Origin of the sequence: Haliscomenobacter sp., from assembly GCF_040403615.1 — a bacterium.
In the GTDB taxonomy this organism is placed as follows: domain Bacteria; phylum Bacteroidota; class Bacteroidia; order Chitinophagales; family Saprospiraceae; genus Haliscomenobacter.
The window spans coordinates 70,766-93,738 of sequence record NZ_JBBAKG010000004.1 but is presented as its reverse complement, the minus strand read 5'-3'; the positions used below and the strand labels follow the sequence as shown (position 1 = coordinate 93,738).

The following is a 22,973-nucleotide window of genomic DNA, read 5'->3' as shown; positions in this document are numbered from 1 at the left end:
AATAAAAATGAAAAATGCATTTCTCGGACTTTGTGCCCTTATCGTATTGCTAGTCAGTACCAGCGCATACATTTCCTCTTCCGTGTTTCCTTACAAAATTACCAACCAGATCCACCTCGAAGGCGATGGATCCTGGGATTATCTGACGGTGGATGAAGCTGCTCAACGGCTCTATGTATCCCATGGCACCCAAGTTCAGGTAATCGATTTGAACACCGACAAACTCGTAGGCGCTATTCCCGACACCAAAGGCGTACATGGCATTGCTGTTGCACCTGAATTCAACAAAGGCTTTATCAGCTGTGGCCGTGATACTTCCGTGATGGTATTTGACCTCAAGACATTGGCACTTACCGGAAAATTCAAAGTTACAGGTGCAAACCCTGACGCCATTTTGTACGATGCCTTTACCAAACGCGTGTTTTCGTTCAATCACAGTGGCAAAAGCATCACGGCCATCGATGCTGCAACCAACAAAATTCTGGCCACCATTCCACTGAGCGGGGTTGTTGAATTTGCCGTAACGGATAGGAAAGGAAGCATTTTTGTCAACATCGAAGACAAAGGCACCATCGCCGTTATCGATGCAAAGGCGCTAAAGGTGGTGAATGAATGGCCGGTCACTCCAGGCGAAGAACCCACCGGCTTGGCTTTTGATGTAAAAAACAACCGCTTGTTTTCGGTATGCAGCAACCAGAAAATGGTAGTGGTTGACAGCAAAACGGGCAAAGTAATTCTAACCTTGCCCATTGGCAGTGGCTGTGATGGGGCTGCTTTTGATCCCTCCACCCATCGAATTTACACTTCCAACGGGGAAGGGAACATGACCGTAATTGAAGAAAAAAAGCCCAACGCTTACGCAGTAATCGAAACAGTAACTACCCAAAAAGGCGCAAGAACCATTGCGCTTAACCCCAAAAATCATCGGCTATACCTATCTGTAGCCGAGCGTGAAGCGCCAGTTGGCAATGCTCGGCCAGCAGTAAAGCCGGGTACTTTTGTAGTGCTAGAGGTTTCTAGTGAAAAATAAGATAGTCATCAATCAATAACCAAACCAATGTCGGACACCAACAACCACAATCGCCCCTTTTTTTTCAATTACCGTAGCCCAATTGCTGTACTGACTGTGTTGTTGGTGTTCGGTGGTTTGTTTGCCTACCGCAACCTGCCTACCGCACTTTTCCCGGAAATTACTTTTCCCAAAATCAAAATCATCGCCGATGCGGGACAGCAACCCGTAGACAAGATGATGATTGCCGTGACCAAACCACTGGAAGAAGCGGTAAAGCAAGTACCCGATCTCAAGCTTTTGAGGAGTACCACCAGCCGGGGAAGTTGCGAATTGTCGGCTTACATGGACTGGCATGCCGATATTGACCTGGCCAAACAGCGCATTGAGAGCAAACTGAGCCAGATACGCACCAATTTACCCGCCAATTTGCAAGTGTCGGTCGAAAAAATGAATCCTTCCATTCTGCCCGTCATGGGGTATACACTGGAAGCGAATCACCGCAGCCCAGTCGAACTCAAGCAACTGGCCCTTTTTACCATAAAGCCCTTTCTTTCACAGGTAGAAGGCGTGAGTGAAGTGCGCGTCATTGGCGGCAAAACCAAAGAATACTGGCTCCAACTCGATGTACCCAAAATGAGCGCGCTGGGCATCACCCCAGACCAGATCAGCCTGATCCTGAGTCAAACCGACTTCATCCAGAGCAACGGTTACCTCAGCGATTACCGCTACTTGTACCTCAGTCTCACCGATGCCGTGTTTGACAAGTTGGAAGACCTGGAAAATCTCGTGATCAGCAACGACGGCAAACGTATTACCCTCCTGCGCGACATCGCACAGGTGCAGATTCAGGAAGCCAAGGAGTATGTAAAAATCAACGCCAATGGGCGCGATGGCATTCTTTTGGCTATTGTTAAACAGCCCAATGCCAATCTGGTTGCCTTGTCGGATAGTATGGAAAACAAGGTAGCCGAATTGCGAAAAATTTTGCCCAAGGACGTACAGGTTGAACCTTATTACGTACAGGCCGATTTTGTCAAAGATGCAGTGCGCAGTGTGACCGATAGCCTTTGGATCGGCCTGCTGCTGGCCATTGTGGTAGCCGTACTTTTTTTGCGTTCTTGGAAAGCCAGCGCCACTTTGCTGATCGTTGTACCGGTTACGCTGGCCTGTACTTTGCTGGTTTTGTATGCCACCGGTGAAACCTTCAACATCATGACCCTGGGCGCCATTGCCGCCGCCATTGGGTTGATCATTGACGATGCCATTGTGGTGGTAGAGCAAATTCACCGAACCCAGGAAGAACATCCCGACGAGGCTGCGCCTGTCCTGGTGCAAAAAGCATTAAACTACCTATTGCCGGCGATGATTGGTTCATCGATCAGCACCATGGTTATTTTTCTGCCTTTTGTGCTGATGAGCGGCGTAGCCGGAGCCTATTTCAAAGTAATGACCAATACCATGATGGTCACCCTGGCCTGTTCCTTTTTCGTGACCTGGTTGGGATTGCCGGTCGTTTATCTGCTTTTTTCAAGAAAACAAAAACCTACAAAAATTGCGCATGCCGCGGTGGAGGTCAAGCGAAAATGGGTGGTTTTTTTTATCCAGCGCCCTTGGTTGAGCGCCGTTTTTATACTTTTACTTTGTTGCCTGATAGCCTGGGTTTTTCCAAAATTGGGAACGGGTTTTTTACCCGATATGGACGAGGGAAGCATTGTGCTGGATTACAGTTCACCTCCCGGAACAACCCTTGAAGAAACCGATCGCATGCTGCGCGAAGTAGAAAAAATTATTGTCCAAATCCCCGAAGTGGCTACCTATAGCCGCAGAACTGGCACCCAAATGGGCTTTTTTATCACCGAACCCAATATTGGAGATTATTTGATCCAGTTGAAAAAAGACCACCAGCGTTCCACCGAAGATGTGATTGCCGACATCCGCACCCGGGTGGAAGCAACCCAACCCGCGCTGATCATTGATTTTGGTCAGGTAATCGGTGACATGCTGGGTGACCTGATGGCTTCGGTGCAGCCCATCGAAGTCAAAATATTTGGAACGGATCGAAAGCAATTGCAGATAATTTCTCGCCGAGCAGCCAGCTTGATTGAAAAAATTCGGGGTACAGCAGATGTTTTTGATGGCATTGTGATTGCCGGGCCTTCAGTGAATGTGGAACCTGATTTCACCCTTTTGGCGCAATTCGGCGTTACGCCCATCAACCTGCAATATCAGGTGCAAACAGCCCTGGAAGGAAATGTAGTCGGTCAGGTTTTTGAAAAACAACAATTCGTAAACATTCGCCTGCAATACCCCGGCAGCCGCAACCTGAGTATTGATCAACTGCGTAAACTGCCCATTTTTATCCCCAATGGCAAACGCATTCAATTGAGCGATTTGGCCAAAGTCACTGTATCCGCTGGCGATGCAGAGGTGGTACGCGAAAACCTGCAACCCCTTGGGGTCGTAAGTGCACGTCTGGACAACCGCGACCTGGGAGGTACCATGTCCGACATTCGTCGCGTTTTAATCGATAGCCTCCACTTGCCTACAGGTTACCACATTCAATACGGGGGTGAATATGCCGAGCAACAAAAGTCGTTTCAAGAGCTGTTGTTGATTCTTTTCACGGCTAGTTTATTGGTATTTGGCGTGATGTTGTTTCTGTTTCGGGAGTTTAGCGTTTCGCTGCTCATATTGTTGGTTGCGGTATTGGGCATCTCCGGTAGTTATGCCGCCCTTTATTTCACCAATACCCCGCTCAACGTGGGGAGCTACACTGGCCTGATCATGATAGTAGGCATCATTGGTGAAAATGCCATTTTTACTGTCTTGCAATTTCGCGACAACCTCCATACCCGTGGCGTTGACGATGCCCTAGCCTTTGCGATTTCTACGCGATTGCGGCCCAAATTGATGACCGCGCTAGGTGCCATTATTGCCTTGATGCCCTTGGCATTGGGCATTGGCACCGGAGCGCAATTGCACCAACCTCTGGCTATCGCCGTAATTGGTGGCTTTTTGGCCGCCTTGCCTTTGTTGTTGATTGCTTTGCCTGCTGGGCTAAGGGTGATCAATGGTGGGAGGTGGTGGCCGGAGCGGACGAGGAAAGTTAAGAATAAATAACCAGGGCTTGTAACGCAGAATCATGATAAAACTTTAGCGCTACCATGATTTTGGTCATCAATCCAAAGCAAGTCAACCCCGATCTTGCACATGAAATAAGCCAAAAGCACTACTTTCTTGGGTTTTTTCCAAAAATAATGGCAGTTTTGCCTCGTTAAATCAACTTCAAAACTGCCGTTTAATGAAAAACATCACATCAGTATTGACATGGATATTGCTGGTAGCGGTTGCTTACCTGTTTTATGCTCACTTTGCAGGGACTGCCTCAGGGGCTAAAGGCAAAGCCACGGAGATAATCTTAAAGGATCAAACGCCCAAAATTGTATACGTCAATGGCGATAGCTTGTTGAGCAAATACACCGCATTTCAGGCGCAATTGGATGCACTGGAAGCAAAGGGAAAAAGCGCTGAAAGCTCTCTGGCGAGCCGCGGTCGTGCCTTGCAACAAGAAATGATGTCCGCAGAGCAAAAAGCCCAAACTGGCCAGTTTGCCCCTGCTCAACTCCAAAAGGAACAGCAGCGCCTCATGCAAAAGCAGCAAAACTTTGTAGCCGAGCAAGAACGACTGTCCAAGCAATTCGCGACCGAACGTCAAAAACTCCAGGAAGATCTGGAAAAGCAGGTAAAAGACCTGCTTACCGCCATCCGCAAGGAAAAAGGATACGATTTTATCATGAACTACGGACCAGGTACTGGCGTGTTGATGGTCAATGACAGCCTCGACATTACCAAGGTGGTGCTCGAAAAACTCAACGCTAAAAAATAAAAGTTTTTGGGGTTGATGCAAAACGATGTGCCAACCCCAAAACACTCAATGTCCTGATCCGTAGAATGCTTATATTTTTTAACCCTAAAATAAGCCTTTCTATGTTCCAGGAAGAAGTACTAACCATTCAAAACCCTTACGCTGGTTCCTTCAAGGAGCTCAAGCGCTGGCTCGATAAAATGATCGAGTTGTGCCAGCCAGGATCCGTACACCTCTGTGACGGATCAGATGAAGAGTACAACGCCATCACCGAAAAACTGGTCGAAAAGGGCACCTTCATTCGCCTCAATCCCGAGAAATGGCCCAACTGCTTCGCGTCCTTTAGCGACCCCAGTGATGTGGCTCGTGTAGAAGACCGCACCTACATTTGTAGCATCAACCGGTCCGATGCTGGCCCAACCAACAACTGGGTTGAACCCAAACAGATGAAAAAGACCCTTGAGCCACTCCTCAAAGGGTGTATGCAAGGCCGTACTTTGTACATTATTCCTTTTTGTATGGGGCCGCTGGGCTCTGAGTTGTCGCGCTATGGCGTACAGATTACCGATTCAGAGTACGTGGTAGCCAACATGAAGATCATGACCCGCATGGGTACGCCCGCCTTGGAACTGATCGATCAAAAAGAAGATTTCGTCAAATGCCTGCACACGGCTGGTGCGCCCTTGGCTCCGGGACAAGAAGACAGCCCATGGCCTTGCAATCCCACTGTGAAATACATCGTGCATTACCCGGAAGAGCGCTCGATTGTCTCTTACGGCAGTGGCTATGGTGGCAACGCCCTTTTGGGCAAAAAATGCTTTGCGTTACGCATCGCTTCGTCGATTGGTCGCACCGAACACTGGCTGGCCGAGCACATGCTGATCCTAGGGGCTGAATCACCCGAAGGCGAAAAGACTTACGTGGCGGCGGCGTTCCCCAGTGCTTGTGGCAAAACCAATTTTGCCATGATGATCCCTCCCGAGGGGCTGGACGGCTGGAAAATCACCACCGTAGGGGATGACATCGCCTGGATTCACCGCGGCGAGGGCGGACGGCTTTACGCCATCAATCCCGAAGCGGGTTATTTTGGAGTTGCTCCGGGTACCAACTTCAAGACCAATCCCAATGCCATGGTTTCTTTGGCCAAAAACACCATTTTTACCAATGTCGGACTTACTCCCGATGGCGATATTTGGTGGGAAGGCATGAGCAAAACACCCCCTGCCAACCTGATCGACTGGCGCAAGCAGCCCTGGGATCCCTCCAGTGGCAAGCCTTGTGCGCACCCCAATTCGCGCTTTACCGCACCTGCACTGCAAAATCCGGCCATTGACAGCGAATGGAACAATCCTGAAGGTGTGCCCATCAGTGCCTTCATTTTTGGTGGTCGCCGTAGTACGACAGTGCCGCTGGTGGTGCAGTCGTTCAACTGGAACTTTGGGGTTTACCTCGCTGCTACCATGGGTTCAGAGATGACCGCCGCAGCTTTTGGCGAAATTGGCAAGGTGCGCCGCGACCCATACGCCATGTTGCCTTTCCTGGGGTACCACCTCGGCGATTACTTCAACCACTGGCTGGATTATGGCCGTGATTTGCCCAATGCGCCCCGGATTTTTGGGGTCAATTGGTTCCGCAAGGACGAAAACGGCGATTTTGTATGGCCAGGCTTTGGCCAAAACGTCCGTGTACTTAAGTGGATCATCGGTCGCGTCAAAGGACAGGCTGCCGCAGTGGAAAGCCCCATCGGCTGGATGCCCCGCTACCAGGATCTGGATTGGACCGGATTGGAAGATTTCACCCAGGAAGACTTCGATAAAATCATGACCATCGACCGCGAAGCCTGGAAAAAAGAGGTGATCAACCACGAAGAATTGTTTGCTACCGCCTACGATAAACTGCCCAAAGAATTCCTGTTTATGCGGGAATTGCTACTCTCTGCCTTGTGGCGGTCTCCTGAGAAATGGGGGCTAGCGGAGGAACGCTAAACGAGATATGGTGTTAGAATAGGAAAGGGATGCCAGCCGGACGAGGATGTTCGGTTGGCATTTTTTTTGTGGTAAAATAAAATTGTAACACACAAGGCTTTTGTTTATTTTTGTATAAAATGATACTGATGACATCTGGTTTGTCCATTCCAATCCAAGTTGCTTTTTCGCAGTTATTAGATGCTGTTGATCAACTTTCTAAGCAAGAGCAGCATCAATTATTGCTCCACGTCTTACGCAAACATGAAGACGATAACCTAGTGGTGACCCATTTTGCAAGTGAAACGGTGCTTGCGAAAGATTGGAGTACTTCAATAGAAGATGGAGCATGGCAGGATTTGTAATTGGCGATTTAAAAAATTAGGATTGTTGATCATTTTGCCTTAATTTTAGAAAGCTTAACTTTGAAAGTTAGAATGGAGTAAACTTATGAAACCATGACTACAACCGTATTTAGAGTTAACATCAAGGATATAAACCTACAATTTTTCAAAGAACTGGAGGAAAAAGTGGGAGAGTCTGGGCAAGTTGAAATAAAACTAGAAGGCAGCAAGCATGGAGAAGGATTGTTTTCGGAAGAACAGTTTTGGAGCTTAATTGATCAATTCGACTGGAAGCAGAAAAAGCGTGCAGACATTGTAAGTTCTGCAATAAATGCCTTATCCGAAATGCCTGTATCTGCAATTTACCTGTTTGAGGATTTTTTATCTGAAAAATTATTCAACTTAGATACCAGACAGCATGCAGAAGCATACATGAAGCAACAGGAAGATGCTTATTTTTCAGTAGACGATTTTTTATACGTACGGTGTGCTGTGGTCGCAGAGGGGCGAGCGTATTATGAAGAAATTGAGAAAGATCCGTCAGTTTTAGATGCGAACCTAGATTTTGAACATATTCTGTCCATTGCTGCTGAGGCATACAACAAAAAGACAGGCCGAGAATTTGAGTATTCGCCACTCTATAACTACGAAACCAAAAGTAATTTAGATAAGTGGAAATAAGGGGCAGTAAAAAAACAAGTGTTTCATTTTGCCAAAGGATTAGATGAGTAAACGGTTCATTTTAAGTTTCTTATCTAATCCTTTGGCTCAAAGAAAATGAAACACTTATTTTTGCCCCACTACTAAGACAGATGTATGGCGCACAGAAATTCTTATGAAAATGAAGAACCTCATCATCTTTACGAAATAATTGATCGTGATAAAGATGATGACGTGTTCAAATATGGTATATGCTACAAACCTATTGATGATGATGGTACATCAAGCCGCATGCGATTACAAGTAAACGCACTGAATCGAATTGACAAATGGCTACGTTTTTTTGCTCGAATTCTAATTCGGGATATATCTGGAAAAAGAGAAGCAAGACGACTTGAAAAGCAACATATACAAGAGTACATAGATAGAAACGGAGAACGTCCTAGGGGTAACCCAACGGATTAAAGTAGAGAATAACTCACTATCTCTCATGCCTTCTAACCTTCAGCACAGCAGTAGTACTCACGTTTAAGCGACATTTTCAAACCAAGCAGCATGAAGACTCCGACATGTATACTGTGTTTAATAATTCTATCTGCACTGACAAGCTGTGATCCTGTTCACAAGCTGATTTTAGAAAACCAAACAAAGAGCAAGATTGAGGTTATTTATTATTCCGCACTTGACAATAGATATCTTGGCAACAAGACATTGGATACAATTGAAGTTAGAGGGCTGGAAATGAATAAAGTAACTTTGAGCGCTGGGGAAACAATAGTTATCGGTACTGTTGTGGCTATGTATACACCATCTGCCCACCACATTGACTTGGATTATTTAGAAATAAGATACGGGCAAGATACTATTCAGTTGACGGGTAAAAATGCGATTTTGTCAGCAATTCAAAAAGTAGGTAAACTGAATTGGCGACTTATTGTAAAATAGAAGACGATCTAATGACATAAGGGTGACCTTTGAAATTTCCAACTAGATATTTTTTAGACTGTGAGAAATTTCAAAGATCACCCAAGGTAGTCGAACTCTGCCGAACGTTTCTGTCCTACCACCCAATCCCATAATCCTCGCCATGATTGCTCGAACCACCCCAAAAACTGCCGTGTTTCCAATCAAAGTAGATGGCATTGATGGGGCCAGAGGTGCGGGCTTCGTAGCTCGGTTTGTAGCCCATTTCCTGTAAGGCTTTGCGCGTCCAGGGTGGCGTATTTTCATTCAAGAGAATATCGCCTGGTTTGGTATCGTGGTTGTCAAAAGAACTGCGCATCTGGAAGCTGTTGATGTTGGGTGCTTCACAAGCCTCTTGCACGTTCATGCCAAATTCCACTACATTCAAGAAAAACTGCAACAGGTTTTGATCCTGAGAATCGCCTCCTTGCACCGCAAAGGATAGAAAAGGTTTGCCCTCTTTGAGTGCCAGGGTAGGAGTAAGGGTTACCCGTGGGCGTTTGCCGGGCTCCACCACATTGAAAGGGTTTTCGGTAGGATCCAGTACAAAAGCCTGCATGCGCTGACTCATGCCTACGCCGGTTTTGCCCGCAATTACCGCTGGCAACCAGCCACCACTGGGCGTTACGGATACCACCCAACCTTCTTCATCGGTAGCCTGAATGGAAGTTGTGCCCGCATAAAATCCTGCGAGGTAATTCGGATCGTTGTAGATGCTGCCATTTTGAGGTTCCAGCGCAGACGTAGCCGGACTGGCGCCCCATTTTTCCAGTACGGGTACAAATGGATTGGTTTTTCCTTCAAAAGGATAGGGGTCTCCCGGTTTGACTTTAGGATCGTTTTTCTCCAAATTCATCAACTTGGCGCGTTGCCGGGCGTATTCCTTGGAAAGCAGGCCTTTGATGGGTTCTTCCGGCGAAAAATAAGGATCGCCATAATAAAAATCGCGGTCGGCAAAGGCCATGTTCATCGCCTGGTATACGGTATGGATGTACTTGGCGGTGTTGAAGCCCATGCTTTTGAGGTCAAAATTTTCCAGGATGTTCAAGGCTTGTTGCATGGCCGGACCTTGGGTCCACTGGCTGAGTTTGTACACCTGAATGCCTTTGTATTCTGTTACCATTGGTTCTTCCACCAGTACTTTCCACTTGGCCAAGTCCTGAGTGGTGATGAGTCCACCTTGCTCCTGGCAGCCGCGTACAAACTCCTGGGCAATGTCGCCTTTGTAAAAACGCTCGTTGGCAGCATAAATGGCTTCTTTGCGTGACTTGCCTGCTTTGAGTGCAGCTTGTTCGGTGTCTACCAGTTTTTGCAAAGTAGCCCGCAGGTCGTTTTGTTTGAAGATCTCTCCAGGGTTCGGAGCTTCGCGATCCTGACCCAGGTGGGGCAAAAACACCTGCTTGGAATAAGGCCAATCTTTCAGTTTCTTTTTGTTGCGCTCCATCATATCGGCAGTCTGCTTCTCGATGGGGTAACCTTCGGCGAGTTGCATGGCGGGCGCCAGCACTTCCTTGAGGCTCATTGTGCCGTATTCGGCCAGCATGGTCATCAAGCCGCCTGGCGTACCGGGAGTTACTGCCGCAAGTGGGCCATCGCCCGGAGGATATTTGAGGCCTTTGTTTTTGAAGAATTCAGCAGTAGCCCCGGTCGGCGCTACGCCTAAAGCATTGATGGCGATTACTTTTTTGGTTTTGGGGTTATAGATCAACGCCTGGGTTTCGCCGCCCCAACTGAGCACATCCCACATGGTGCAAGTGGCAGCCAGCATGGCGCAAGTGGCGTCAATGGCGTTGCCCCCTTTTTGAAAAACCATAGATCCGGCGGTGGCAGCAAGCGGTTTGCCCGTGATGGCCATCCAGTGGCGACCGTGCAGCACGGGCTTTTGGGTAGCTTGGGCCTGGCTGGATATTGCGATAGAAAGACAAAACAAAAGGCAGTACAATTTGGTGTGCATGGTAGGCGATTTTTTTAGACTATCAAGTATACTACAAAATGGAAAATATTCGGATTGACGGATGCTTTTATTTTTCATCCTTCTTCGTTGGGGTATTCTTTTGGGATAAAAATTAGACTCTAGGGGCTTTTCTACTCAACCAAAACAGAAAAAAGCCAGAAGCGATGGTACACAGCCCCAAAATAGAAAATACCCGCAATAGCACATTCCCGAGGTTGTCGCGCGATTGATAATCCATGGTGTGCAGCATCCACAAAAAATCGAAGATGCGCCATTTTTCGTTGCGGAATTTGGTGACTGCCCCCATTTCTGTGGCCACATAAACTGTCGTTTTACTGGGGTGGTCAAAGTGGATGGCATAAGCTGGCAATGGGCTTTCCCGGTATTCGTGATGGCCATTGGTGGCGCTGAGGTAATCAACTTTGGTGACTCTGGGCTGGCCGACAAATTGCTCCGTAGCCATTTTTAAAGCTTCGACTTTGCTCAGTGCCGGGCGCAATTTGCCACTGATGGCATCCGCCAGAAAGAATTGTTTGTGGTGCATGCCATGCACGATTTCTACCCGATAGTAGGGACGGCCCAAGATGTCGATGAGCTGGATACTGCTTATTTGATCTATTGGATGTTGCACAGCCAGGTTTTCCAAAACCCTATTTGGCGCAGCCAAACTATCGTTCACCTTGAGCATAGGTGCGGCTTTGCGCTGGTAATCCCCGTGTATATAGTCCATGTCTGACCAACTGAAATACAGTCCGCCAAGTGTCCAAAACAGAAATTGAATGCCAATAAAAACGCCGAGATAACGGTGTGTTCGGCGAACGAGGTAGTGCAAACGATGGTTGGTATTCATGGTGTAGTCAGCTTTAGTTGGGTAAAAACACGTCATGTGAGTAAATGAAAAAAACTGCCTCAACCTGCCCAACCTTCCCGATCCAAACTCCGAAAATGAATCGCCTCCGCCAAATGCTCAATCAGGATCTTTTCAGAACCTGCTAAATCTGCGGCAGTTCTGGCCACTTTCAGGATGCGGTCGTAGGCGCGCGCCGAAAGTTGCAGTTTCTCCATGGCCTTTTTGACCAGCAGTTGCCCTGCGGTGTCAACCTGACATACTTCGTGCACCATTCTGCTGGGCATCTGGGCGTTGTTGTAGATGTTCATGCCTTCAAAACGCTTGGCCTGAATCTCCCGGGCAATGACCACCCTGGCAGCAATGTCTTGACTGGTTTCGGTGGGGCGTTCCTGACTGGCAAGTTCATCGTACGAAACCGGAGTCACTTCCACGTGCAGATCGATACGATCCAGGAGCGGACCCGAAATTTTGGTCAAATACCGCTTGACCACTCCAGGGCCGCACACACATTCTTTGTCGGGATGATTGTAATACCCACAAGGGCAAGGATTCATAGAGGATACCAGCATGAAACTCGCCGGATAGTCCACTGTATTTTTGGCTCGGGAAATGGTCACCCGACGCTCTTCCATGGGTTGGCGCATGACCTCCAATACACTCCTTTTGAATTCGGGCAATTCATCCAGGAAAAGCACCCCATTGTGCGCCAGCGAAATCTCGCCCGGCATGGGGTCTGAACCGCCGCCAACCAGCGCCACATCGCTAATGGTATGGTGGGGCGCTCGAAAAGGGCGGGTGGTTACCAAAGCGGCATTGGTGGCCAGGATGCCCGAAACCGAGTGGATTTTGGTAGTTTCCAGTGCTTCTTGCAAAGTAAGTGGGGGCAAAATAGTGGGCAATCGCCGTGCCAGCATGGTTTTGCCTGCGCCGGGAGGCCCAATCAGGATGACGTTGTGGCCACCTGCTGCGGCAATTTCCAGTGATCTTTTGATGTTTTGCTGCCCTTTGACGTCCGAAAAATCCACATCGTAATTGCTGCGGTTGTGGAAAAACTCATCGCGGGTTTCTACTACCACCGGTTCCAGACTCGAATGCCCGTTGAGAATATCGGTGGCTTCTTCCAGGTTTTCGACGCCGTACACCTCAATGTCGTTGACAATGGCGGCTTCCCGGGCATTTTGTTTGGGCAAAATAATGCCTTTGTACTTCTCCTTGCGGGCCTGAATGGCGATGGGCAATGCCCCTTTGATGGGGCGCAACAAGCCATCGAGAGAGAGTTCTCCCATGATGATGAATTCTGCAAGTCGATCGCCATTGATTTGTCCACTGGCAGCCAGTACGCCCAGGGCAATGGGCAGGTCGTAAGCCGAGCCTTCCTTGCGGATGTCGGCAGGAGCGAGGTTGACCACCGTTTTGGCCCGAGGCATGCGGTAGCCACGACTAAAAATCGCAGCTTCGATGCGCTGAAATCCTTCCCGAATGGCGCTGTCGGGCAATCCCACCAGGTGGTAATAATTGGTACCCACCACGGGTTGTCCACCTGAATTTACTTCAACTGTAATGGTGCGGGCATCCACCCCATGTACCGCACTGGCATAAGCTTTTACCAACATGAATTATAGAATAATAGGTAATGACACTGAGGAATGAACCGCAGGTCGAAATCATTTTTCAAAAGAAAGGTGTGGAAATTGGCTGCATACGCTGAGTCTGGAATCCATTCTCAGTAATAATCAGCAATAGGTAAGGTCAAAGTTGACTGTAAAAATACCTTTTTTTTGAATTCGACCAAAGATCAGTTCAATTAATTGCTTTTAGCGATCAGCATTCCTTCCACAAAGGTCATGTGAACGTTCAAGTCGTGATCCATTACCAGTACATCTGCGTCTTTGCCTACTTCCAAAGAACCCTTGTGTTGGTCCAGACCAATGGCTTTGGCCGGATTGAGGGAGGCCATGTGCAAGGCTTCGTGCAAGGTGGCGCTGGTGGTTTCGTGAAATAATTTTACCGCCCGATTCATAGTCAATCTACTGCCTGCCAAAGTGCCGTCAGGCAGGAAGCAAGCGCGATCGGTGGCTTTGGCCAGGCGGTCAAAGAAATAAAACTCCGTAATATCGGTACCTGCCACCATCAGGGAATCGGTTACCAGACAAATTTTGTCCGCACCCTTGGCCCGGTAAGCCACTTCCAAGGCCGCAGGATGCACATGCACGCCATCGGGGATGATCTGAACCATCGCAGCCGATTCGGTCAAAAAAGCTCCGGCACCACCTGGTGCGCGATGCCCGAGTCCATTCATGGCGTTGAACAAGTGCGTACAAATGTGCACGCCTTTACGAATCCATGCTACAGCAGTATCGTAATCGGCATCTGTATGCCCAAAACTGGCTACTACGCCTTGCGTCCAAACGTATTCGATCAATTCCGCTGCACCCGCCAATTCAGGGGCAATGGTCATCAATTTGATGCGGCCTCCACTGGCAGCTTGCAGTTGTTGAAACAAGGGAATACTAGGGGTTTGCAGCCATTCCAACTTGTGTGCGCCGCGTTTTGGCGGCGCCAGAAAACAACTTTCGAGGTGAACACCCAGGACTTTGGCACCTTGGGTTTCTTCTGTAGGGATCTGTGCAGTTTGATCAATGGCCAGCAAGGCGCTGATCAACAATGGAATCTCGGCAGTGACCGTAGAAACGAGCATGCCCGTGGTGCCGTATTGGGCATGGGTGCGCAATATGGTTTGGATGGCCTCCGGTGTTGCGTCCATCACAGAAGCACCACCGCCACCATAGATGTGCAAATCGATGAAACCTGGCGAGATGATCTGGCCTTGCACATCGATGACGCTGGCGTTGCCGTCATTTGGGATGGGTTCACTGGAAATGGCTTTGATGCGGCCATTTTCCAACCAGATGTCTCCTTGTGGAATGATTTGATGGGGCTGATAAATGGTGCCGTTGCGAAGGATGATAGACATGGGTAGTTTAGGGTTGAAAGTTGAAATGTAAGAATACTAATCTACCCCTATCTTTTCAACTTTTTTAACCCTAAACTTTCAACGTTAATTAGGAAAGATTTTCTCGATGTAGTGCGGTCTTTACAAATGTGGCATAACTCTCGTCCTTCCAGAACCAACTCCCGATCAACATCGCCAGAATCGAAGCGATCAGGCCAGGCACCAGGCTCGGGAGTTCACTCGGCTGTATGTATTCATAAAAAACCCAGACCAGCATGCCCACCAAAATCGAGGCTACTGCACCAACCGAGGATGCCCGTTTCCAAAACAAGCCTGCTGTGAGCGGTACAAAGAGCGAAACCAGACTAAGTGCCGAAGAATCGCCCACTAGGTCATAAATATTGGCATTCAGATTGGCCATGATTGCCGAACAGATAGCTACCGCCACCACAGACAAGCGCATAATGGACAGCATCAATTTGTCAGAAGGATTTTTCAGGAAAGGTTTGATCAGGTTTTCGCCGAGTACCGTAGCAGGTGCCAGCATGGCGCCAGAGGTCGTACTCAAAATGGCTGAAAGCAAAGCGCCAAAGAACAAAATTTGCAAAGCGAGGTTTCCGTGCGCCAAAACCATTTGAGGCAAGATCATCTGTGGATCGCCTTGCAGCATTTCGGGATACAGGATGCGGCCACACAAGCCAATGATCAACGGCATAAACCCGATGGTGAAATACATCAAGCCGCCAATAATTGCTGCGCGTACGGCAATATTGGCACTGCGGGCTGACATGACCCGTTGAAAAATATCTTGTTGGGGAATGGAACCCAAACCAATTGTCATCCAGGCGGCCAGGTACTCCACCCAATGTTTCCAGCCCGGATGGGGCAAAAACCGGAAAAATCCATCGGGTACATTGCTTTGGATGCCGTTCCAGCCGCCTACGCGCTGGTACATCACGAAAGTGAGTACGGCAAGGCCAATTACAATCATAATCGTTTGCACAAAATCGGTAATGGATACCGCCCACATCCCACCAATGTAAGTGTAAATGACCGTGATGATGGTGCAAAGCAGAATGCCGTAGAAAATAGGCAAACCTACCAGCGATTTCATCACAATGGCCAAGGCCACCAATTGTGCGGCAATCCAGCCAAAGTAAGAAGGCACCATAAAAATGGCTGAAACGATCTCTGCTGTGCGGTTGAAGCGCATGCGGTAAAAATCGTTGAACGTGAGGATGTTCAAGCGGTACAACGGACGGGCATAAAAAAGACCAACTAAAATCAGACACATAGCAGCCCCAAAAGGATCTTCCATTACCCCCAACAGTCCCCCTTCAATAAACGAGGATGGAGCGCCCATTACCGTCTCCGAACCAAACCAGGTGGCAAACAAACCCGCTGCCAAAATTGGCGTTGGCAAGTTTTTGCCGGCAATCACAAAGTCTGCCGTGGAATGTACCTTTTGCGAAGCCCACCAACCGATGAGCAAAGTGATCAAAAGGTAGAGAAGGATAAAGGTTAAGAGCATGTCGTAAAGTTTTAGGTGTTAATAAAGTTGGAGGCTAAATTAGCGAATAATTCCAAAACAGCCTGGATCAACTAAACAACCACTTTTCACTTACTTACCGCAACCACCTTCGGCTTTTCCAGGTGGTTGAAATTCTTGTAACCCAGGTAAATGCAGAGCAGCAGCGTAACAATGCTGAGGTATCCCACCCAATCGTAATGCAGGAGTTTGCCCGAAACGGGATCTTTGCTTACCATAAAACCGGACGTCAATGCCGCCAATCCACTGCCCAATTGCTGCAAGCTGCTGTTGAAACTCTGAAAACCACCCCGTTGCTCCGGGTTTACTACGCTGGTGATCATCGCGCTGGACGTTACGCCCCGACCAGTAGCTACCGAAAACCAAAGCCCAAACAACATCAGTACCGGAATGTATGATTGTACGGGAAACCCCCAAAAACTTAGCCCAGGGATATAATCTTGCAAATGAGGCAAATTGGTGATTACCAAAACCATCGGTAAAGCCGAAAAAGTACAGATCATGAAAATGGGTACTTTGCCATAGCTATCGGAAAGCCGCCCCAAAATATTGGAAGCAAAAAATGCAGATACGCCGCCTACCAAATAAATCAAAGGGGTGATGTTTTTGGAAAAACCCACGTTGAACTCCATGTAAGGATTGATAAAAGGAATGATCAAAAAGTGCCCAAACATGATCAAGCCACTAAATATCAAGGCCCAGTACTGATAAGGATCGGCAATAACATTGGTGATGACGCTCCATTTGCTGGGTCGGGTACTGTGGTCCACATGCAAATGTCCCGTCATTGGCGGAAGGTAGCGCATCAATAGCGGTACCAGCGCAATTCCCAGGATGCCTACCAACAAAAATGGCGCATGCCAGGAAACCAGGTTGGCCAAGTAGAGTGCAAAAGGCACTCCAAGCGTGGAAGCCAAGGCAAAAGCCGACATAATCATCCCCATGGCGGTGCCTCTTCGTTCGTAAGGAAAGCTATCCGCCACAATGGACAATACCTGTGCACCAATCAAACCTCCAAACAAACCCGCAAATAGACGCGCCAAAAGGAGCGTAATGTAGGTAGGGGCAAGGCCACAGCTAATGGTGCCGATCAAGAAACCAACGTAGGCATACAACAACACTTTCTTGCGGTCAAAACGATCTACAAAAAAAGCCGCACCGAAACCAGACACCGCAGCACTAATGGTGTAGGCCGAGACCAAAATGGTGAATTGCTTGGGCGATAAATCAAAATAGGGCATGAGGTAGTTGCCCAAAGGCATCATGATCATGAAATCGAGAATGTGGGTAAAGTTGAGGGCAGCGAGCAGAATAAGGAGGATCCTTTCTTTCCAATTCATGGCAGTTGTATGAGTGCAGGTGTATCAATTTATATCAAATCAAACATAGGAACACGAGAAATTGAGCAAGGGTTTCATCGCCGCTGAAGTCTTTTTAGGGATTACCTGCGGTTTACATTAATTTAACAATCGAACTGCTGTATTTACGGCTGACGCAAAAAATTACTTCCCGATTTTTTAAGAGGCTTTTGAATAGGAAGCTCACTTGCAATGAACCGTTCGACTTCCCATTCAAAACCCAAAATCGGGAAGTTAATTTTTCTGCGTTACTTATAAATTTTTCTTTAAGAGTCAAATTTTTTTTATTCTCCTGTGGAGAAAATGTTAGTCTTTTCCACAGTTTTGTTTTGGTTTAATCTAAAAAAAGGCAGAAATTGGACTCCTGATCAAACCAAAAGTTTTATGATAGCCAAAGACCAAGAAAACATCACACAACTTCAGACCTATTCTTTTGAAGAGGCAATTGCGGCAACCACCGAGTATTTTAAAGGCGACAACCTGGCCGCCAACGTTTGGGTAAACAAGTATGCCTTAAAGGATTCCTTTGGCAACATCTATGAGAAAACCCCAGACGATATGCACCGTCGCATTGCCAGTGAGATCGCGCGAATTGAATCCCGGTACCCCAATCCGCTGAGTGAAGAAGAGGCTTATGAGTTGGTGCGCAACTTCAAGTACATCGTCCCCCAAGGTAGCCCCATGGCGGGCATCGGCAATAACATGCAGGTTTCTTCTTTGTCCAATTGTTTTGTAATCGGCAATTTTGCCGATTCGTACGGTGGCATCATCCGCACCGACGAAGAGCAAGTGCAATTGATGAAGCGCCGTGGTGGCGTAGGGCACGACCTGTCACACATCCGCCCCAAAGGTAGCCCTGTAATGAACTCTGCCCTGAGCTCAACCGGGATTGTACCCTTTATGGAGCGCTATTCCAACTCTACCCGCGAGGTAGCACAGGATGGCCGTCGCGGTGCGTTGATGCTCACCGTATCCAGCAGGCACCCCGATGCCGAAGATTTCATTGATGCCAAACTGGAGCAAGGCAAGGTAACCGGCGCCAACGTATCGGTACGCATCGATGATGAGTTCATGCGTGCAGCGATGGGCGGTACTTCCTACCAGCAACAGTTTCCCACAGATTCTCCAAACCCAAGAATGACCAAGGAGATTGATGCTTCGGCACTTTGGGACAAAATCATTTACAACGCCTGGAAATCTGCCGAACCAGGAGTATTGTTTTGGGATACGGTATTGCGCGAATCGGTGCCAGATTGCTACGCCGACCTGGGCTACCGCACCATCTCGACCAACCCTTGTGGCGAAATTCCACTTTCTCCCTACGACAGTTGTCGCCTGCTGGCGCTCAACCTCTACAGCTATGTGGAGCAGCCATTTACGCCGCAAGCGTACTTCAATTTTGAGAAATTTGCCAAGCATGCCCAATTGGCCCAGCGTTTCATGGACGACATCATCGACATGGAGTTGGAAAAAATTGACCGCATCATCGAAAAGATCGAAAAAGATCCTGAAGCACGCGACCTCAAGGATGTGGAATACGAATTGTGGAACAAAGTACGCACCGCCTGCATCGGTGGCCGCCGTACTGGGGTAGGCATCACTGCCGAAGGCGATACTCTGGCTGCGCTGGGCTTCCGCTACGGCAGCGACGAAGGCATCGAAATGGCCGTGAGAATTCACCAAAGCCTGGCGATCAACGCTTATCGGGCCTCGGTGGATATGGCCCGCGATCGGGGCGCATTCCCGATTTTTGACGGCCAGCGCGAAGCGCAAAACCCTTTCATCCAGCGCCTGGCTGCTGCCGATCCGCAGTTGTATGAAGACATGCAGCGCTATGGCCGCCGCAACATTGCCTTGCTGACCATTGCACCTACGGGTACCACCAGCTTGATGACCCAGACTACCTCTGGCATCGAACCCGTGTTTATGGTGAGCTACAAGCGCCGCCGCAAAGTCAATCCCAACGATAAGGACGTGAAAGTGGCTTTCATCGATGAAGTAGGCGACCACTGGGAAGAGTACAACGTGTTTCACCACAAATTCCTGGACTGGCTGGCGCAAAATGGCTACAATGTAGATGCAGTAACCAAAATGAATGCGGAAGAGCTGCAACCCATCATCGAACAATCGCCGTACCACAAAGCCACGGCCAATGACGTTGACTGGTTGCAAAAGGTAAAAATGCAAGGCGCTATCCAAAAATGGGTAGACCACTCCATCAGTGTAACGGTCAACGTACCTGAACATACCTCCGTGGATATGGTGAAGCGCATTTACCAAACAGCTTGGGAAGAGGGTTGCAAAGGCTGTACCATTTACCGCGATGGTTCTCGCTCTGGAGTACTGATTTCCAACGAGAAAAAAGAGAAAAAGAGCAAGAAAGGAACCAACGGCCAGTCGAATGGCAATGGCCACGCAGTCTTTGGTGAAAACCACCACCCAGAGCGCCCCGATCGCCTGGAAGCACGCATCGTCCGTTTCCAAAACAACGACAAGCCCTGGATCGCTGTAATCGGCTTGCTGGAAGGTCGCCCTTACGAGATCTTTACAGGTGCTGCCATCGATACGTTTAAACTGCCTCCTTATGTGGAATCAGGTTGGGTCAACAAATCCAAAGGTGAAGATGGCCGCAACCGTTATGACTTCCAATTCATGGACAAGGATGGTTACCGCGTCACCATCGAGGGCCTCAGCCGCAGTTTCAACAAGGAATACTGGAACTACGCCAAACTGATCTCCGGCGTACTCCGCCTGGGTATGCCCCTCCAGCAGGTAGTTGATCTCGTAGAAGGCCTCAATGCCGACGATGACTACATCAACACTTGGAAAAATGGCGTGGTACGTGCCCTGAAAACACTGGTACCCGATGGAACGAAAGCAGTAAAAGCGGAATGCCCTTCTTGCAATGATCCACACGGATTGGTGTACAAAGAAGGATGCCTGAGCTGCGTGAGTTGCGGGTATTCGAAGTGCAATTGAGAAAAAAATTATAGGGAAAGCCGGATTGCTCAGGGGAGTGATCCGGCTTTTTTTTTAGGCCAGGAAGAAATGAGAAATAATGAGGATAAAAATTTATCAAAAAATTTGAACTTAACTTAAAAGTGAATAGTTTTACAATCGAAATATTTGATGCTGATTCCCGAATGGTAACTTATTATACCGTCCGTTGGGAAAATCAGGAGCTATCGGAAACTGATAAATTTTTTGAACAGTTCTCTGAACAAGATTACTATAAAGAAAGCTTTGAACAGCTTGTGGCTTTGTTAGAGTTAATTGGAGAATATAAAGGAGCCCTTCCAGTTTTCTTTACACGCCATGAAGACGAAGCAACTGCAATTCCTCCATCATATGTACATGAGTTTGATTTAGATTTTCAAGGAAATGTTCTGAGACTATACTGTGTCCGCATTTGTAAAAGCATCGTTATATTGTTCAATGGCGGACTCAAAAGTGCACGTACAGCTCAAGACAGTGAAAATTTGAGTTCAAAATTCAGAGATGCCAAATATTTTGCGAGGAAAATTTTCAAAGAAATTAAAGATGGAATGATTGAAATTAATGAATCGAATCATTCTCTTCGCAGTTTCGATGGTAATGAGGAGATAATAATATTTTAACTATGGCCAGTAAATTTTACCGGAAAGCACTCGAACAAGTTCCTGCTGAAACTAAAGCTTTCGTCAGGCTTTACGCAGATATATTGATTCGAGTAAATTACTTGCTAGAACAAAAAGGGCTTAATCAAAAAGGTTTAGCAAGGCTTTTAGAGAAAAACGAATCAGAAATAAGCAAATGGCTTAAAGGTGAACACAACTTGACGTTAAAGACAATTGCTAAGTTGCAAGTGGCATTAAAAGAAGACATTATTTTGGTAATCCCTACGCCACAGAGTGAGGAAAAAGATTGGAAAAAAGTCCCAAACTCTAAATTCTGCGTTTATACTGAAAATAAAGAGACCCCAACTAATTCTGAATTTGATGAGGAAAAAATGGATACTAACCCCTTTGAACTTGAAATAGCATGAGTACATTTGGTACTGTTGATCCTGCTAAAATAGCACTGCGCAAGGTCAAAATCGTCAGGGCAACAATTGACGATTCCAACAGCTCTGTAACGGTTGACATAAAGGGTTTTAGAACTGATATTGTGCTAAATACTGCACTTAACTTGGGAGATAAGCTTGTCAAAACGGAATTGGAGTTAAAGATAGAAGCTGATTCAGAGACTTCATTTCCGGCAGTTTGTAGTTACAACATCCACTTCACCTTTCATGTCGATAATTTAGATGAGCTTACTCGCCTGGAAAATGATGCTTTAACCCTGAGTAAATCCCTGCATGGCACTCTAGCGTCTATTTCCTACTCTACTGCAAGAGGAATGCTTTTGGATCGGTTACAGAATACTGTTTTTCAGGATTTTATTTTACCTGTTGTGAGTTCTAATAATTTGGTCAAGAGCTAGGTTTTTTCCGTAATCTCTCTATCACTTCCCCGCCAAATACTCCTTCACCTTTCCCACAAACAACGCCTGCAACGCCTTTGTCACCTTTCCGATCGAACCTTCGCCGTAAACCTTATCGTCGATTTGGCCGATGGCCATTACCCCTTTGATGGTGCTGGTGAAAAAAGCTTCTTCTGCCAATTCCAATTCGCTGATGTGCATATCGCGCTCTTCTACAGTGTAGCCAGCAGCTCGTGCAGCATCAATCACCTGACGACGGGTGATGCCCCAGAGGATTTTTTCATCGGCTGTGACGATGGTCTGGTTGGGCAGCACCAGAAAAAAATTGGAACGCGCCGATTCGCGGATCCACTCGCCTTTGTCTACATAAATTAAGTCTGTAGCGCCCCGCTCTTTCACGGTTTTGAGCATGCGGATCCCAGTGGAATAATTGATGGTTTTTACCTCTGGCAATTCCCTTTGGAAGGGATGGGTAATGATTTTGATGCCCTGAGTTGAAAATTCCCAGGCGCTGCCTGGCAAATCGTACATCATGATCAGCAAGTTGGGGGTTTCCGCAGGCGTGTAGCCGTCAAGTGAGTAACCTCCCGTGAGCAACAATCGAATACCAGCTTCCCTTACCTCATTGGCTTGCAGCAAGTCGTAAATGTGCTGTTTCATTGTTGCTTTATCAAAAGGAATCTCCAGATACAACTCGGCTGCCGAGCGGTAAAATCGATTGAGATAATCGTCCAGAAACAATGGATGCCCTTCGCGCGCTAGGAAATAATCAAAGATGCCATAGCCCCTCAAAATGCTGAGGTCGGATACATGCAAGGTTGCATTTTCTACGGCTACCTGCTGGCCGTTGATGTTGTAGTACTTAATCATGGTACAAAAATCATCATTTTCCCTGATTTTTCTTTGCAAAATCTTGCAAATGATGCAGTAATCTAGTCGAATCTAACAGCTTTAAAATTTTTGGTTTTTCATTTTTGTTAACCTAAAAGATAACCATATGAGCTTGGAGAGTAAAAACATGCGCAACCCTTGAACACGTA

At 47.5% G+C, this 22,973-nt stretch carries 19 protein-coding genes; 12 read left to right on the top strand and 7 right to left on the bottom strand.

Features of this window, described 5'->3' with window-relative positions:
• Positions 1–7 precede the first annotated feature (7 nt).
• The 8 genes from ABW391_RS02680 to ABW391_RS02645 all read left to right on the top strand — a co-directional run bounded on the left by ABW391_RS02680 (position 8) and on the right by ABW391_RS02645 (position 8,790).
• The gene (locus tag ABW391_RS02680; RefSeq protein WP_353480276.1) at positions 8–1,030 is read left to right on the top strand and encodes a YncE family protein; all 1,023 of its coding nucleotides are present in this window, start codon (positions 8–10) and stop codon (positions 1,028–1,030) included.
• 27 nt (positions 1,031–1,057) lie between these two features.
• Positions 1,058–4,132, top strand: a complete 3,075-nt coding sequence (locus tag ABW391_RS02675; protein WP_353480275.1) for an efflux RND transporter permease subunit — start codon at positions 1,058–1,060, stop codon at positions 4,130–4,132.
• A gap of 181 nt (positions 4,133–4,313) precedes the next feature.
• Complete coding sequence (locus ABW391_RS02670; RefSeq protein ID WP_353480274.1) at positions 4,314–4,898, top strand: OmpH/Skp family outer membrane protein; 585 nt, start codon at positions 4,314–4,316, stop codon at positions 4,896–4,898.
• A 101-nt stretch (positions 4,899–4,999) separates the two neighbouring features.
• Positions 5,000–6,862, top strand: coding sequence for a phosphoenolpyruvate carboxykinase (GTP) (locus tag ABW391_RS02665; RefSeq protein ID WP_353480273.1), 1,863 nt, complete (start codon positions 5,000–5,002; stop codon positions 6,860–6,862).
• Between the two features lie 128 nt (positions 6,863–6,990).
• On the top strand, positions 6,991–7,206 hold the full coding sequence (locus ABW391_RS02660; RefSeq protein WP_353480272.1) for a hypothetical protein: 216 nt from the start codon (positions 6,991–6,993) through the stop codon (positions 7,204–7,206).
• Between the two features lie 93 nt (positions 7,207–7,299).
• A complete protein-coding gene (locus ABW391_RS02655; RefSeq protein ID WP_353480271.1) occupies positions 7,300–7,866 on the top strand; it encodes a DUF4240 domain-containing protein in 567 nt (188 codons plus the stop codon).
• Between the two features lie 135 nt (positions 7,867–8,001).
• Positions 8,002–8,310, top strand: coding sequence for a hypothetical protein (locus ABW391_RS02650; protein WP_353480270.1), 309 nt, complete (start codon positions 8,002–8,004; stop codon positions 8,308–8,310).
• A 90-nt stretch (positions 8,311–8,400) separates the two neighbouring features.
• Positions 8,401–8,790, top strand: coding sequence for a hypothetical protein (locus tag ABW391_RS02645; protein ID WP_353480269.1), 390 nt, complete (start codon positions 8,401–8,403; stop codon positions 8,788–8,790).
• 115 nt (positions 8,791–8,905) lie between these two features.
• Here the strand turns inward: ABW391_RS02645 and ABW391_RS02640 are convergent, their stop codons facing one another.
• The 6 genes from ABW391_RS02640 to ABW391_RS02615 form a co-directional block, all read right to left on the bottom strand.
• Positions 8,906–10,762 carry a gamma-glutamyltransferase family protein gene (locus tag ABW391_RS02640; RefSeq protein WP_353480268.1) on the bottom strand — a complete coding sequence of 619 codons (1,857 nt, stop codon included), beginning with the start codon at positions 10,760–10,762 and terminating at the stop codon, positions 8,906–8,908.
• Positions 10,763–10,874: 112 nt separating this feature from the next.
• The gene (locus tag ABW391_RS02635; RefSeq protein ID WP_353480267.1) at positions 10,875–11,612 is read right to left on the bottom strand and encodes a PepSY domain-containing protein; all 738 of its coding nucleotides are present in this window, start codon (positions 11,610–11,612) and stop codon (positions 10,875–10,877) included.
• Between the two features lie 59 nt (positions 11,613–11,671).
• Positions 11,672–13,225, bottom strand: coding sequence for a YifB family Mg chelatase-like AAA ATPase (locus ABW391_RS02630; RefSeq protein WP_353480266.1), 1,554 nt, complete (start codon positions 13,223–13,225; stop codon positions 11,672–11,674).
• Between the two features lie 191 nt (positions 13,226–13,416).
• A complete protein-coding gene (nagA, locus tag ABW391_RS02625; protein ID WP_353480265.1) occupies positions 13,417–14,586 on the bottom strand; it encodes an N-acetylglucosamine-6-phosphate deacetylase in 1,170 nt (389 codons plus the stop codon).
• 88 nt (positions 14,587–14,674) lie between these two features.
• Positions 14,675–16,096, bottom strand: coding sequence for a high affinity choline transporter 1 (locus ABW391_RS02620; RefSeq protein ID WP_353480264.1), 1,422 nt, complete (start codon positions 16,094–16,096; stop codon positions 14,675–14,677).
• 86 nt (positions 16,097–16,182) lie between these two features.
• On the bottom strand, positions 16,183–17,454 hold the full coding sequence (locus ABW391_RS02615) for an MFS transporter (protein ID WP_353480263.1): 1,272 nt from the start codon (positions 17,452–17,454) through the stop codon (positions 16,183–16,185).
• A gap of 402 nt (positions 17,455–17,856) precedes the next feature.
• Between ABW391_RS02615 and ABW391_RS02610 the strand changes: the two genes are divergently transcribed.
• The 4 genes from ABW391_RS02610 to ABW391_RS02595 all read left to right on the top strand — a co-directional run bounded on the left by ABW391_RS02610 (position 17,857) and on the right by ABW391_RS02595 (position 21,933).
• Positions 17,857–20,451: an adenosylcobalamin-dependent ribonucleoside-diphosphate reductase gene (locus ABW391_RS02610; protein ID WP_353480262.1), complete on the top strand. Its 2,595-nt coding sequence runs from the start codon at positions 17,857–17,859 to the stop codon at positions 20,449–20,451.
• Positions 20,452–20,573: 122 nt separating this feature from the next.
• Positions 20,574–21,089, top strand: coding sequence for a hypothetical protein (locus ABW391_RS02605; RefSeq protein WP_353480261.1), 516 nt, complete (start codon positions 20,574–20,576; stop codon positions 21,087–21,089).
• Positions 21,090–21,091: 2 nt separating this feature from the next.
• Positions 21,092–21,496, top strand: coding sequence for a helix-turn-helix domain-containing protein (locus ABW391_RS02600; protein ID WP_353480260.1), 405 nt, complete (start codon positions 21,092–21,094; stop codon positions 21,494–21,496).
• Positions 21,493–21,933: a hypothetical protein gene (locus ABW391_RS02595; protein ID WP_353480259.1), complete on the top strand. Its 441-nt coding sequence runs from the start codon at positions 21,493–21,495 to the stop codon at positions 21,931–21,933. The genes ABW391_RS02600 and ABW391_RS02595 overlap by 4 nt, the downstream gene beginning before the upstream one ends.
• Positions 21,934–21,954: 21 nt before the next feature.
• On the opposite strand, the gene ABW391_RS02590 is transcribed toward ABW391_RS02595, so the two are convergent.
• Entirely contained in the window at positions 21,955–22,803 is an 849-nt protein-coding gene (locus ABW391_RS02590) for an aminotransferase class IV (protein ID WP_353480258.1), read from the bottom strand.
• Positions 22,804–22,973 lie beyond the last annotated feature (170 nt).